Raw genomic sequence first — 13,556 nt, forward strand, 5'->3', positions numbered from 1 at the left:
GCTTCTTTTTCCCAGATCATCGATCCCATTCAATGTATTCCCGTCATGGATGCTTCTTTTATTCCATATTTTCTCGAATTGACTTTTTACCCGGGCATCATTATTATCTTATAGTATAAGATAAAAGTTAGAAGGTGTTGTGACCATTGGATTATAAGATATTAGCGAAAGAACTGTTCGAGTATGTTGTCAAATCGCGCAAACCGGCATTAGAGGAACGAGGACACTTCTCACGTGGTGAAATGGGGATTCTCATCTGTCTGAATTTCAATCAGGACGGGGTTACCTCGGGCCACTTGAGCGAATACTTGTCCGTCAGTACGGGACGGGTAGCAACGGCGCTGAAGAGCCTGGAGAAGAAAGGTCTGGTTGTACGCCATACCGATGTCACCGACAAACGTAAGGTGATTGTATTCATTACGGATTCAGGCAAGCAATTTATGATTGACAAGTATAATGAAGGAATCGCATGGACCGAGAGCATTCTCCGCAAGCTGGATGAACAGGATGCCAAAGAATTTATCCGACTCATTAAGCTTATTGTCTCTAAAAGTTGAATTCATATGTAAATTGCACCAAACACCTAAGATTTTCAGATAAAAGGAGAGCAACAGAATGCTGAAGATATTCAAATATCTCAAGAAAAATGAATGGATGCTCGTGCTTTGCAGCCTGGCTTTCATTGTTGTGCAGGTATGGCTTGATCTGAAGCTGCCTGATTATATGGCGGAAATTACGACCAAGCTGCAAACGGAAGGAACGCCTATGTCGGAACTGCTGATTCCCGGCAGTTACATGCTGTTGTGTGCCGTCGGCAGTATGATTGCATCTATTATTGTCGGCTATTTCGCGGCGAAGGTGGCGGCAGGGCTGGCCATGCGTCTGCGTGCGATGGTCTTTGATAAGACCCTATCCTTTTCGATGGAAGAGATGAACAGCTTTTCGACGGCAAGCCTCATCACCCGCTCCACGAACGATGTTACCCAGATTCAAACGGTGGTTGCGCTGGGGCTGCAGGTGATCATCAAGGCACCGATACTGGCCGTGTGGGCCATTGTGAAGATTGCGGATAAAAACTGGCAGTGGACCGCCTCTACTGGAGCGGCCGTGGCTGCCCTGATCCTGATGCTGAGTGTCATTGTTATTTTCGCTCTCCCAAGTTTCCAGAGAATCCAGCGTCTCACCGATAATCTGAACAAGGTAACACGTGAGCATCTGACCGGACTTCGGGTGGTGCGCGCTTATAATGCAGATCAGTATCAGGAGCAGAAGTTCGAGCAGGCCAACGTCGAATTGACGAATACAAACCTGTTTGCGAACCGGTTAATGACGATGATTGGCCCGGGTATGACCTTTATTATGTCGGGTCTGAGTGTCTCTATCTATTGGATCGGCGCTTACCTCATTAACGGCGCGGCCGTGCCGGACCGCATTACGCTGTTCTCCAATATGGTCGTATTCTCCTCATATGCGATGCAGGTGGTCATGGCCTTTATGATGGTAAGTATGATATTCATCCTGATGCCTCGCGCTTCGATCTCTGCCAAACGGATCATGGAGATATTGAATACCGAATCCAGCATCGTTAACGGGCATGAGACGGCTGGAGAAGAGGGCGTTATGGGTCAGGTTGAATTCCGTAATGTCAGCTTCAAATATCCGGACGCGGATGAGCCTGTGCTTCGCAACATTAGCTTTACGGCGAAACGGGGCGAGACGGTTGCCTTTATTGGCGCAACAGGCAGCGGCAAAACCAGCGTAATCAATTTGATTCCCCGTTTCTACGATGTGACCGAGGGAGAGGTGCTTGTGGATGGTGTGAATGTCAGAAACTATAAGCAGCAGGCACTCCATAACAAAATCGGGTATGTCCCTCAAAGAGCCGTGCTTTTCAGCGGTACGGTGGCATCCAACGTTTCGTATGGCAATAACGGAAAAGAAGGAGCTTCGGAAAAACTCGTTAAAGCAGCCATAGGGATTGCCCAAAGCACGGAGTTTGTCGAAAAAATGGACGGTCAGTATCAGGGACGGATTTCACAAGGTGGAGCTAACGTGTCCGGTGGTCAAAAGCAGCGTCTGTCCATTGCGCGTGCCATCTACCGTCAGCCGGAGATTTATATCTTCGATGATTCCTTTTCAGCACTGGACTACAAAACAGACCGGATTCTGCGCTCGGCTCTCAAAAAAGAAACTGACCATGCTACCACACTCATTGTTGCTCAGCGCATAGGCACCATTAAAGACGCTGACCGAATTATCGTACTGGAACAGGGTGAGGTTGTAGGAAGCGGCACACATGATGAGCTGATGGCGAACTGCAGCACCTATCAGGAGATCGCTTATTCGCAGCTTTCGAAGGAGGAACTCGTACATGGATAAGAATGAACACACCGTCGACAGCCAGCATATGAAAACGAAACAGCGAGGTCCCATGGGTGGAGGTCCTGCGGGGGGCATGGGTGCTGGTGGAAAAGCTAATGATTTTAAAAAGACCATCAGCCAGCTTTTATCCTACATCAAGGCCTATGTGCCCATCATTATACTCTCTATGGTGCTGGCCCTAGTCGGTTCCGCCTTCAACGTCATTGGTCCGAGTAAGCTCAGCGATATTGCCAACCTGATCCAGGAAGGAATCGTAACAGGCGTTGATGTGAGTGCTATCCAGAAAATTGTTCTTGTTTTGGTACTTTTGTATGGTCTTGGTCTTATCTTTAACTATTTCCAAGGCTTCATTACGGCGACTGTGTCACAGCGTCTTACAAAGAAGATGCGGACAGAGCTGTCCCGAAAAATCAATCATATGCCTTTAAAATATTTTGATGCTACGAGCTATGGTAATGTGCTCAGCCGTGTGACCAACGATGTCGATACCATCGGACAAACGTTAAACAACAGTCTCGGCACGCTTGTCAGCGCGCTGGCAACCTTCGTAGGCGCCTTGATTATGATGCTGTATACAAACTGGATCATGACCGTTACCGGGATTGTAGCTACGCTGATCGGTTTTTCCCTGATGACCGTGATTATGAAGCATTCACAGAAATATTTTGTAGCACAGCAAGCGGAACTTGGGCCAGATCAACGGTCATATCGAAGAAACCTATGCCGGTCATAACGTAGTCAAGGTATATAACGGAGAAAAAGCAGCCAAGGAAGAGTTCCATGGCATTAACAGCCGCTTATATACAAATGCATGGAAGTCCCAGTTCATGTCTGGCCTGATGATGCCGGTTATGATGTTCATCGGGAATTTCGGTTATGTCGCGGTCTGTGTCGTGGGCGCTTTGCTGGTAAACCAACATGCTATAACGATCGGAACCATTGTGGCCTTCATGGTGTATATTCGTCTGTTTACACAGCCCTTGTCACAGTTGGCACAGGCCGCAACCAATCTGCAATCGGCGGCTGCCGCCAGTGAACGTGTATTCGAATTTCTGGGTGAAGAAGAATTGGCGGATGAGAGCGACAAGACCAAGAAGCTGGACAACGCCAAAGGGGATGTCGAATTCAAACATGTCCGTTTCGGTTATAACGAAGACCGTATGATTATCAAAGACTTCTCCATGAAAGCTGAAGCCGGTCAGAAAATTGCCATTGTTGGTCCGACAGGCGCCGGTAAGACGACGCTCGTGAATTTACTCATGCGGTTCTATGAGCTGAACGGCGGAGAAATCTATATTGACGGAACCCCGATCAGCCAATTAACACGTGAGAATATTCATGAATTATTCTGTATGGTGCTGCAGGATACCTGGCTGTTTGAAGGAACGATCCGTGAGAATATCGCCTTTTCCAAAGAGCATGTTACCGATGAACAGGTGGAAGCCGCATGTAGAGCGGTGGGGCTGCACAGCTTCCTTAAAACACTGCCGCAGGGCTATAATACGGTGCTGGACGACAAAGCCAATCTCTCTGCTGGTCAAAAGCAATTGATTACCATTGCAAGAGCCATGATTGAAGATGCACCCATGCTCATTCTAGATGAGGCCACAAGCTCGGTCGATACGCGTACGGAATTGCTGATTCAACAAGCGATGGACCGGCTTACCGTAGGGAAAACCTCCTTTGTGATTGCCCACCGCCTCTCGACGATCAAGAACGCCGATATGATTCTGGTCATGAAGGACGGTGACATTATCGAAACAGGTAACCATAAGGAATTGCTGGCTAAAGGCGGCTTCTATGCCGATCTATACAACAGTCAGTTTGAACATGCATCCTAATAATAACCAGTCCTTATTGAAAAACAGGGTAGTAGCCACTAATAGCATATCAAGGTAAAAGAGAGACGTGTCTGGATGATCGCTGCGAAGGGCGATCCAGACACGTTTTTGGTGTGCTCAAAAGCTGTCAAGCATTTCAAGCTTGCGCTGAATAATTGCAAGATTTAGTGATAGTGATTTGTATGGTCGAATTTTTTCTTGGGATCAGGATTTTTTCAGCTTTCCATTAGACCAATTAACTGTTATATTCAGACGTTTACTGTTATACTTCATTATTGTTATAATACAATAAATTTCATAGTACAGTATAGAACACAGGAGATGATTGGATTGGAATACAAATTTTCGGGTATGGCTCGTACTCAGGGCTCGTCCATCGTTAGGGACATTTTGAAGCTGACACAGGGAACAGAAGTGTTATCCCTGGCAGGTGGTCTTCCGGCCGATGCCTTTTTTCCCATCGAAGCCGTTGCTCAAGCCTATGAGCGGGTATTCCGTCTCGGCGGTACTACCGCGCTTCAATACGGTCTAACCGATGGATATATTCCTCTACGGGAACGCCTTACAACCATAATGGCATCCCAAGGCATCTCCGTCACCAGAGATAACATCATCATGACGACGGGCTCACAGCAGACTATCGATCTGGTTTCGCGTGTGCTGCTTGATCCACAGAATACTGTATTGGTGGAGTCCCCTACTTATTTGGCAGCTCTTCAGGTGTTTAAGTCCTATGGCGCCAACATTGTAAGTGTAAATACAGACTCCAACGGTATGCAATTAGATGATCTTGAAGCCAAGCTCAAGGACTATCAGCCTAAATTCGTGTATGTCATCCCAACTTTCTCCAACCCGGCGGGGAGTGTATGGAGCATGGACCGCAGAGTAGGCGTTGTTGAGCTATGCCGTAAATACGGAACTTTGATTTTTGAGGATGATCCTTACGGACGTCTCAAATTTGACGAAAACCTTAACTTCCCTACCCTTTTATCCATTGACCAGCAGCAAGGTGGAGATAGTCATGTCATGTACACCTCTACGTTCTCCAAAACCGTTGCTCCTGGTGTTCGTTCTGGATGGCTGGTTGCTGATCAAGCGATTGTCAATAAAGTCTCGAAGGCCAAACAATCTGCTGATCTGCACTCCAGCAGTATCGATCAACGTGCTTTAAATGAGCTCTTGGACTTTTTTGATTTGGATGGACATATTCGTACCGTATCCAGCGAATATCACTCTCGTATGCTACGCCTCACAACACTGATGAAAGAACGTCAATGGGAAGGCATTACGTGGAATGATGCACTTGGCGGCATGTTTATGTGGGTCACTTTACCCGAAGGTTTCCGTTCCGATCGCTTGCTGGAACTGGCCATTCAGGAAGGCGTCGCATTTGTGCCAGGACAAGTATTTTATGCTGATCTGAGCGGCAGTAACCATATGCGGATCAACTTTACGCATACCGATCCTTCACTGCTTCCTGAAGCGGTTAACCGTTTGGATCGGGCATTGAAGATGTATACAGAAGAAAGATTGGAAAAAAGCGTGCGCTGATGAAGGTTGGCAGGCAGGCACGCGAGAACGCTTCGCGAATCATTTGATCTTACGATCGCTGCGCTTCTCCGGATTCAAATGCTCCGCTACGCTGACTACGTGCCTCATCCCCGGACGTTTTTACGATAGAGGGAATGAGTAGATAAAAAAACAGAATGAAATAGACCTAAACATACACGTACGATGCGTAAAATACGGTATACAAAAAAAGGTTCAAGCCTGATTCCCAAAGGAATATGGCTTGAACCTTTTTTTTGTAATTCATTAAATACATTTGGATTCCAAGTTTTCATGCAAACAGTCATTTAAAAGGTTAACATCATACATTTTAAGGTGTTGCAGTGTGGAAAGTTTTCCGTAAGCCGGGTTCTGTGCTATTCGTGGTTCAGACGGGAACTACCCTCCCACTACAAGCGACAATCATCTATCTAGGCCGAATATTGCTATCCGGCTCCAGCGACCAACCTAGACACGCCTCGGGCTAAGGCCGCTTCGCGAAGAAGCTGTGTCCCATTAGGTCTTGCTCCAGATGGGGTTTACCAGGAACGAAGTCACCAGCGTTCCTCGGGGTCTCTTACACCTCGGTTCCATCCTTGCCTGTGCCGCAAGCGGCCATCGGCGGTCCATTTCTGTGGCACTATCCTTCAACTCGCGCTGACTGGACGTTATCCAGCATCCTGCCCTATGGAGCCCGGACTTTCCTCTCGCGGTTCACACCGCCAGCGATTGTCTGTTAAACTTTCCGAACAACATTACATAGTATACAGGGAACGCACGCTCGACACAACCCTAAAAATATTGTAAATTAGTAAGCTTCCTTTATTTGTTCAAATAAAACGGGTGTACCCTCTTTTGTAATGTATCATCTGCCACAAAATAAGTAGAGCGACCCACGTATAACGGAATATGAAGCTTGCTAAATTCAGGTATGCCTTCATCCAGAAAGAGTTCATCGTCCCGGTAAGTTTGCTGTATCTCACCGACAATCCAATCATGATCTCCATAGGTATGACTATCCACCACTTTACACTCATAAGCAAGATAAGCATCCAGCAATACAGGGACATCCACAGAAATTCCGTCCTCATATGCAATCTCGAAATGCTGAAACTTATCTATATCTCTACCGCTAAAGGTACCTACAGCCTGAATCCATTCCGATCTGTGGGCGGGCAAAAATTGAACACCGAAGCCTCCGCTTTTTTCAATCAGACCATGCGAATACGTTTCCTTCCGCAACGAAATGCCATACATGCCCGGTGATGATCCGATATATGTATGCCAGCCAGAAGCCATTACATTCTGAACGCCGTTATGACGGGAAGTAACAATAGCAACCATCCCCGGATAGGCATGGATCGCAGGATCAGCAATTAAAGTTCGCATACAACCTCTCCCCTATGAACTAAAAGTAATGAAACACTTTCATCTTCTCATAGAAGTTAAGCTTTTACAAAAATTGAAAAGGCTCTGTATTCACCTCAGATACATGTACTTCCGTAGAGTATCGGCCTTCTTCCAACCGTTTGCGCATCCATTCTGCGGTTTTAGGCTTCATAATCTTCTCTGCGTTATGACCAGGGTCAATGATGGCAATGCCAGCCATAAGGGCATCCTGAGCCGTGTGATAGTCGATATCACCCGTAACTAAGACGTCAGCTCCTTTGAAAATCGACTTGTTTACATAGCGGCTGCCAGAGCCTCCGAGCACGGCTGCTTTTTTAATTGTACGGCCCAAGTCGCCCACTACACGTACATGCTCGACGTTGAAGCCTTCTTTCACATCATTGACAAACTCGCGTAACGTGCGGGCTTCCTTGAGCTTACCCACCCGTCCCAGGCCAAATGTGCGGCCCTGCAAATCTATATGGTACAGGTCATAGGCCACCTCTTCATAAGGATGAGCTTTGAGCATCGCCTGGACAACTTTGTTGCGCACACCCTGTGGTACAACCGTCTCTATGCGTACCTCTTCGCTGCGTTCCATTTTACCTGGCTCACCCAAAAACGGCTGTGTGCCTTCACCCGGCACGAAAGTTCCATAGCCATCAATGTTAAAGCTGCAATGGCTGTAATTGCCGATATGTCCGGCTCCCGCACCCAGCACAGCGTCCAACACCTGTTGATGATGTGTTTTCGGTACGAAAACGACGAGCTTGAACAATTGCTCCGTGTGGACATCCTCCAGCGTACCTTCACTTTCAATGCCCAATGCTTCCGCCATCCAGTCGTTCATACCATCCTCTGCCGTATCCAGATTCGTGTGACTGATGTAAACCGCTATATCGTTCTTAATCAGCTTTTCATACAATCTGCCTGCAGGCTGATCCGTATTCAATGCTTTGAGTGGACGGAATATGATAGCATGATGGGCGATAATGAGGTCGGCCTTTACTCGGATCGCCTCTTCAACAACCTCATCATTGACATCCAGAGCTACCAGTATGTTTTTGATTTCCTTTTGCAGGCTGCCAAGCTGAAGCCCGATTCTGTCGTCCGGAACTGCCAAATATTTTGGAGCCAGCTGTTCCATATAGCTAATTACCGTTTGTCCTTTGGCAAACATGCAAGTACCTCCTCTAGCTGTTCAATTTGCTTGCGTAATTGTTCCTGCTTTTGCTGCGCCGATTCCTGCTCTGATCGCGCCAACTGCGCAAGCACATTTTGGAGCTTATGAATTTCCAGCTTCCATTTACGGAAAAAGACTTCGTTGGGCTCTCTGACCAGCAACGGTCCAAGCTGTTCCAGCCAATTCTGCGTCAATACTAGCGAGCTACCGGTAAGGGCTAACGGTCGGTATAGCTTTTCCTGCTTCACAGGACTATCCGACACGGGTACAGCCGTCAAAACTTCATATATCTTTCCGTCTTCTTCCATAATATGCTCGCCTGTCAATACCCATTGATGCTCGATCAGCCATCGGCGCAAAATATCCTCGCCTACGTTTGGCTGTAAAATAAGACTCTTCACTGAATCCAACTTGTCTTTCCCCTGCTCCAAAATGGAAGCGATTAAGGCACCGCCCATGCCTGCTATCGTAATAACATCAACCTCATCGGCTGTAATTACGGCCAAGCCGTCGCCTTTTCTAACGGTTATGCGGTCAGTAAGACCTGCTTCGGCGACCTGCTTTTGAGCCGCTCGCAACGGCCCATCATTGACTTCGCCCGCCACAGCTTGCGTTACCCGACCACTGCGCATCGCAGCCACAGGCAAAAGCCCATGGTCAGAGCCAATATCCGCTAATCTGCTCCCGGCAGGAATTTGTTCCATAATATATTGTAATCGTTGAGAAAGCTTCATGACGTCACCCACGTAATCCATTTTTTTCGAGTCCAAAATAAAATTCCTACAACAATAGCCAACTTCAATAAGGCGTACAATACAACATCTCCCGGCGCTTGATGGCGCAGCACGATCATGTCTGCTTCAGGCATGAAAACCAGTGTCATTCCGATAGCAAAATAGACCGAAGCCAGACGTGAAAAGCGACGGTGTACCCACCAGCTTAACCATACCAGCAATGCTACATGTAAAATCCAAAATCCCTCCAGCATTACGTGAGAAGCCGTAGGCCAGTAGCGGCCTATAAGTACTGCGTACACCAGAAGCAGCGCAATAAAGCCACAGTAGTGAAGCAAGCTGATACGCAGAGTTAAGCCCACAAGGCACCATACCAGTCCGCACAGACCGACCAGAACAAGAAACCAAAATTTAGGCTCACCTTGGTGAAGCTGAATAATCCACACACCTGAACCCAGCATAATCACACTGCCCAAGGTACTCAGCATGGCGCTCATGCTCTGCTCTGAAGAACGCCAAACAGCGGCTACTCCATAGCAGATCGCGATTACTGCACATGCCGAGAATATTTGCATTGCCAACGGAAAAGCGGTAAAATAAAAACCGATCAAACAAATGCAGGAAATAATGACAAAACCAAGAAGCCAGGCGATTCCATGCCCGTTTCGAAGATATGTAAGCAGCCCGGTCCCAGTGTGACTTCGGCTTTGTGATGGATTATCGTCCTCTCGATAGAGGTTAGACAAAAAATCACAATATTGCTCAGGGAGAAGCCGACTTCGCCGCCAATGCTCAATTTCATGTAACAGTATTGCCCGTTTTTTCTCTTGGTCCAAGCTTTTCCCCTCCACCAAGGCTGCCATGGGATAAAAAAAGACCCTCTGCGCGCTCCAAGCCGCAGAAGGTCCGCAATGTTACGCTTCTATTCGAGGAAATCCTTCAGTCGCTTACTGCGGCTTGGATGGCGCAGCTTACGCAGCGCTTTAGCCTCAATCTGACGAATACGTTCGCGTGTTACACCGAATACTTTACCCACTTCCTCAAGGGTCCTGGTTCTACCGTCGTCCAAACCAAAACGGAGACGCAATACGTTCTCTTCCCGTTCGGTCAACGTATCCAGCACATCCTCAAGCTGTTCCTTCAGAAGTTCATAGGCAGCCGCATCCGCAGGCGCCAGCGCTTCCTGGTCCTCAATGAAATCCCCCAAATGTGAATCATCTTCTTCACCAATTGGCGTTTCCAATGAAACCGGTTCTTGGGCAATTTTCATAATTTCCCGTACTTTCTCCACGCTTAGCTCCATCTCCGCAGCCACTTCTTCCGGCGTAGGTTCACGCCCCAGCTCTTGCAACAATTGACGAGATACCCGAATCAACTTGTTGATCGTTTCCACCATGTGCACAGGAATACGGATTGTTCTTGCCTGATCAGCTATAGCGCGCGTAATGGCCTGACGAATCCACCAGGTTGCATACGTACTGAATTTAAATCCTTTTTCGTAATCAAATTTTTCTACTGCCTTAATCAGACCCATGTTACCTTCCTGAATCAGATCCAGGAAAAGCATTCCACGGCCAACATAACGCTTGGCAATACTTACAACCAGACGCAAATTCGCTTCTGCGAGTCGACGTTTGGCTTCTTCATCACCATTGTTGATCCGTTTCGCCAGCTCCACCTCATCATCAGCAGAAAGAAGCGGTACACGGCCGATTTCCTTCAAGTACATCCGGACCGGATCATTGATTTTAATACCGGGAGGCAGGCTCAGATCGTCATCGTAGTTAAAGTCATCCCCGTCGTTGTTTTCCGGGTCGTCGTTTTGACGCAATCTGGTAACTTCTTCGTCGTTATCGTTTACAACCTCAATCCCCAAGTCACCCAGCTGCTCATAAAACTCATCCATTTGCTCGGGGTCCTGATCAAACGACGATAGTTTTTCCATGATATCTTTGTAGTTCAGAGAGGAACTTTTTTTACCCAACTCAATCAATTGATCCTTAACCTGATCCAGTGTCAGTTCCGTCTCCAGTTCAGTATGCTGATCATTCGCCATCTTTCGACTCCCTCCTCCCTAGAAACATCCGACCTCTGTGTGTTCATTGTCTCTCTAGGGCTATAATCTCACTTGCAATTTGTGCTGCACGCAAAAAGTCACCTAAGCGCTCAGCGGCTCTCATCTCTTCCCTCTTCAAATCCAGTTGCTCCTGCAATGGAAATTTGCGCACCTGATGAATATAATCGTCCAAAATGTGCGGTGCCCATACGCCTGGAGCATCCATCATCATGATCGAGCTTACGTTTTTCTCCAGCCCATCATCTTGCAAAGATGAAATAAAGCGGCTTGTATCTGGTAACTTTCCTTGTGCGTAATAGGCGTATAGATAAGCAGCAATTGCTGCATGATCCTCAATATTAAAGGCGTCCCCCAGATGCTGTTCTACATACTGTGCAGCTTCTAAATCCTGCATCATCCAGTGAAGCAATCTGCGTTCCGCCACATGGTAAGCCGGCAGCAAATTTGGTGTAACGACCTGCCCTTTTTTATGCCTACCATTATTCCACCGATTTTCGTTATTATCCCCAAAGTCCTGTTTTTTTTGCAGGGACTGGCGGAGTAAATTACATTCTTGCTTTAAGGTTTCAAAATCCACCTTGACTTCGGCTGACACTTCGCGCAAATACACTTCCCGCTCGGTCGGGGATGACAGAGGTGCAATGACATTTAATGCTTCGCGGGAATACGCGATTCTTCCTTCTTCCTCTTGCAGTATATGGTTTTTTTTCAGATATATAAGCTTAAATTTCACCGTTGAAACGGCACTTTCGATAATTTGGCGCTGAAACCTTTCCCCGCCGTATTGCCGGATAAAATCATCCGGGTCCATACCGTCGCTGACCAGCGCTACTTTAACGTGAAGCCCCGCATTTTCCAGCAACGGAAAATTCTTAAGCGCAGCAGCTTGTCCTGCCCGGTCACCATCATAGCAAATAATGACCTCGTCGCACAGTCCCTTTAACATCGTAGCATGATGCTCCGTCAAAGCTGTGCCCATAGCGGCCACCCCGTTCTGCACACCTGCTTCCCAAGCTGAGATAACATCGCCGTATCCTTCAAAAAGGACACTCTGACGAAGCTTGCGAATCGAGGTCTTTGCATGGTGGAGGTTGTACAGTGTCCGGCTCTTGTTGAACAGTTTGGTTTCCGGTGAATTCAAATACTTGGGCTGTCCTTCACCAAGAATGCGGCCCGCAAAGGCAATTATTTTTCCATTTCGGTTCCAAATAGGAAACATAATGCGATCCCTGAACCGATCCACATACCCATCATCCTCATGTCGGGGAGAGATAAGCCCGCCCTTTTCCATCTCAACAGGATCGAAAGAACGCTTCTCCAGAAACTGGACAATCGTATCCCATCGGTTAGGTGCATAGCCAATTTGAAATTGATCAATGATCTTGTCAGTAAATCCCCGTGACCGCAAATACTCCATAGCCGGTTTGCCATGCTCCGTATTCTTAAGGAGAAAATGGTACATCTTAGATGTTAGCTCGTACGCTTGCAACAACCTGTCCAACTCAGGATGCTGATGCGTTGACTCACGTCCCTGCCATTCGCCGAGAGGGATATGACTTTCTTCCGCCATTGTTCTGACAGCTTCGGGAAAGGATAGTCCTTCGATTTCCATCATAAATTTGATGGCATTGCCTCCCGCGCCGCAGCCGTAGCAGTAAAAAATCTGACGATCCGGTGTCACGGTGAATGAAGGGGTTTTTTCGGAATGAAAAGGACAGAGGCCTTTCATATACTTCCCCTGCTTGGTCAAATGCACGTACTTGCTTACCGTATCTACGATATCATGATGTTGTAAAACCGACTCAATGATATCGTCCGGTATGTTGCCTTGTCCAGCACTCATGTTAACCACCTTCATCTCTTTAGCACGTAAATATAATTCGATACCGTTATTCATTCTCCTGCAAGAAGAGTAAAAGTTTTGTCAGTTTATGTTGAAAAACTTCACGATCCTCTGATGTAAACGGTTTGGGACCCTTTCCATAACGTCCTTTTTTCCTTTCCTTGGCAGAAGTATGACGGCGATCGAGCATAAAATCAATCGAATCGTTTCGATACATCGTTCCGCGAAATGACATAACCTCACAGCCTTTAGCCAAAGCGAGTGCCGCAAGACCGTAATCGTTGGTGGTTACAATATCCCCTCGACGGATATGATTAGCAATATAGAGATCAGCGCTTTGGTCGCTCCGGTCCACTTTTACGACGGTCACGCCTCCGCTGCCCTGGATAAGATGATCATATGAAGATACCATAATAACCTGAACATGAAAACGGGTAGCTGTATCCGCAATTTCGCTTTTGACAGGACAAGCGTCTCCGTCAACAACGATCCGCACATCCGATAAACCTCCGGATATTCCCACAAGCATCCCCCTTCTCCATACGGATTCGAGTAAAAT

At 47.3% G+C, this 13,556-nt stretch carries 10 protein-coding genes, 1 other RNA gene and 1 pseudogene; 4 read left to right on the forward strand and 8 right to left on the reverse strand.

The annotated features are described in order from the left end of the window. Positions 1 to 146: 146 nt before the first annotated feature. The 4 genes and pseudogenes from QMK20_RS16905 to QMK20_RS16920 all read left to right on the forward strand — a co-directional run bounded on the left by QMK20_RS16905 (position 147) and on the right by QMK20_RS16920 (position 5,774). Positions 147 to 557 (forward strand): MarR family winged helix-turn-helix transcriptional regulator, encoded by a 411-nt coding sequence (locus tag QMK20_RS16905; protein WP_283652516.1) that lies wholly within the window; start codon positions 147 to 149, stop codon positions 555 to 557. 58 nt (positions 558 to 615) lie between these two features. After that, positions 616 to 2,379 carry an ABC transporter ATP-binding protein gene (locus tag QMK20_RS16910; protein ID WP_283652517.1) on the forward strand — a complete coding sequence of 588 codons (1,764 nt, stop codon included), beginning with the start codon at positions 616 to 618 and terminating at the stop codon, positions 2,377 to 2,379. Then, positions 2,372 to 4,223 (forward strand): annotated as a pseudogene (locus QMK20_RS16915) (ABC transporter ATP-binding protein). The gene QMK20_RS16910 and the pseudogene QMK20_RS16915 overlap by 8 nt, the downstream one beginning before the upstream one ends. A 330-nt stretch (positions 4,224 to 4,553) precedes the next feature. Beyond that, the gene (locus tag QMK20_RS16920) at positions 4,554 to 5,774 is read left to right on the forward strand and encodes an aminotransferase-like domain-containing protein (protein ID WP_283652518.1); all 1,221 of its coding nucleotides are present in this window, start codon (positions 4,554 to 4,556) and stop codon (positions 5,772 to 5,774) included. Positions 5,775 to 6,117: 343 nt separating this feature from the next. Here the strand turns inward: QMK20_RS16920 and rnpB are convergent. From rnpB to QMK20_RS16960, 8 genes are all read right to left on the reverse strand, one after another. Further along, positions 6,118 to 6,516, reverse strand: an RNA gene (gene rnpB / locus QMK20_RS16925) — RNase P RNA component class A. A 77-nt stretch (positions 6,517 to 6,593) separates the two neighbouring features. Next, complete coding sequence (locus QMK20_RS16930) at positions 6,594 to 7,160, reverse strand: flavin reductase family protein (protein ID WP_283652519.1); 567 nt, start codon at positions 7,158 to 7,160, stop codon at positions 6,594 to 6,596. A 64-nt stretch (positions 7,161 to 7,224) separates the two neighbouring features. Continuing rightward, the gene (locus tag QMK20_RS16935) at positions 7,225 to 8,340 is read right to left on the reverse strand and encodes a Nif3-like dinuclear metal center hexameric protein (RefSeq protein WP_283652520.1); all 1,116 of its coding nucleotides are present in this window, start codon (positions 8,338 to 8,340) and stop codon (positions 7,225 to 7,227) included. Continuing rightward, positions 8,316 to 9,077 carry a tRNA (adenine(22)-N(1))-methyltransferase gene (locus QMK20_RS16940; protein ID WP_283652521.1) on the reverse strand — a complete coding sequence of 254 codons (762 nt, stop codon included), beginning with the start codon at positions 9,075 to 9,077 and terminating at the stop codon, positions 8,316 to 8,318. The genes QMK20_RS16935 and QMK20_RS16940 overlap by 25 nt, the downstream gene beginning before the upstream one ends. Continuing rightward, a complete protein-coding gene (locus tag QMK20_RS16945) occupies positions 9,074 to 9,913 on the reverse strand; it encodes a hypothetical protein (protein ID WP_283652522.1) in 840 nt (279 codons plus the stop codon). Before QMK20_RS16945 ends, QMK20_RS16940 begins: the two co-directional genes overlap by 4 nt. Before the next feature lie 86 nt (positions 9,914 to 9,999). Continuing rightward, entirely contained in the window at positions 10,000 to 11,133 is a 1,134-nt protein-coding gene (rpoD, locus tag QMK20_RS16950) for an RNA polymerase sigma factor RpoD (RefSeq protein WP_014282481.1), read from the reverse strand. A gap of 43 nt (positions 11,134 to 11,176) precedes the next feature. Further along, positions 11,177 to 13,051, reverse strand: a complete 1,875-nt coding sequence (dnaG, locus tag QMK20_RS16955) for a DNA primase (protein WP_283652523.1) — start codon at positions 13,049 to 13,051, stop codon at positions 11,177 to 11,179. Beyond that, a complete protein-coding gene (locus tag QMK20_RS16960) occupies positions 13,044 to 13,526 on the reverse strand; it encodes a YaiI/YqxD family protein (RefSeq protein WP_283652524.1) in 483 nt (160 codons plus the stop codon). Before QMK20_RS16960 ends, dnaG begins: the two co-directional genes overlap by 8 nt. Between the last annotated feature and the right edge of the window lie 30 nt (positions 13,527 to 13,556).

Origin of the sequence: Paenibacillus sp. RC334 (genome assembly GCF_030034735.1) — a bacterium.
GTDB classification, from domain to species: domain Bacteria; phylum Bacillota; class Bacilli; order Paenibacillales; family Paenibacillaceae; genus Paenibacillus; species Paenibacillus terrae_A.